This is a genomic window from Mesorhizobium sp. M7A.F.Ca.CA.002.09.1.1 (assembly GCF_003998555.1).
Classification (GTDB): Bacteria; Pseudomonadota; Alphaproteobacteria; order Rhizobiales; family Rhizobiaceae; genus Mesorhizobium; species Mesorhizobium ciceri.
Window position 1 is genome coordinate 1 of the sequence record NZ_RZRR01001337.1, and the last position, 999, is coordinate 999.

Genomic DNA, 999 nt, shown 5'->3' on the forward strand with positions numbered 1-999 from the left:
AGATATCAGGCCACCTGTCGGAAGCCGGCCACGATCTGGCTGAAATCGCGGCAGCGGCGCGGGCGGCGGCTAAGGACATAGTTTCGCTCGGCATGTCGCTGTCGTCCTGCTCGATCCCGGGCCAGCCGCACGAAGACAGATTTGGCGAGAACGATGGCGAACTCGGCCTTGGCATTCACGGCGAGCCGGGCGTCGAGCGGATTGCGGTGCAGAGCGCCGACAGGCTGGTGGCGATCATGGCGGAGCGCCTCGCGGCACGGCTTGATCCCAAGGCCACCTACGCCTTGCTGATCAACAATCTCGGCTCCGTGCCGCCGCTGGACATGTCCGTTATCGCCAATGCGGTGCTTGCCTCGCCGTTGGCCAAAACCATCAAACTGACGATCGGGCCGGGCCCGCTGATGACGGCGCTCAACATGAACGGCTTCTCGCTGTCGCTGATCCGGCTGGATGCGGCGCGCGAAACCGCCTTGCAGGCGCCGGTCGGCCCGCATGCCTGGATACCGGCAAAGCCGGTTGTTTCACCTGCCGTCGTGCCGATGGCGAAAGCGGCCGGACAAAGCGTGGCACGCAAGCCCAGCCAGGATGCGCGGACCCGGTCTCTTCTCGTTACCATCTGCGAAAGGCTGATCGCGCTCGAAGCGACTTTGAACGGACTGGACGCCAAAACAGGCGACGGCGACACCGGTTCGACGGTGGCGACCGGCGCGCGCAGTGTTCTCGAGCGGCTCGACACGCTGCCGCTTGCCGAGCCTGCAGCCACCCTTGGCGCGATAGGCGACATTCTGAGCGCGTCGATGGGCGGCTCCAGCGGCGTGCTGCTGTCGATCTTCTTCACGGCGGCGGCGCAGGCTCTGGGCGGCGGCGCGAGCCTGCCCAGAGCGTTGCTTGCCGGCCTTGAACGGATGACCTTTTATGGCGGCGCCAGAATTGGCGATAGAACCATGGTCGATGCGCTGGAGCCGGCGCTCAAAGCACTCGACGCGAACGGCCTGGAGG

General features: G+C 65.9%; 1 protein-coding gene. It reads left to right on the forward strand.

Annotated elements, in window-relative coordinates:
* Positions 1–999: dihydroxyacetone kinase subunit DhaK (locus EN994_RS33030; protein ID WP_127308230.1), on the forward strand; the 999-nt coding region annotated here is incomplete at both ends.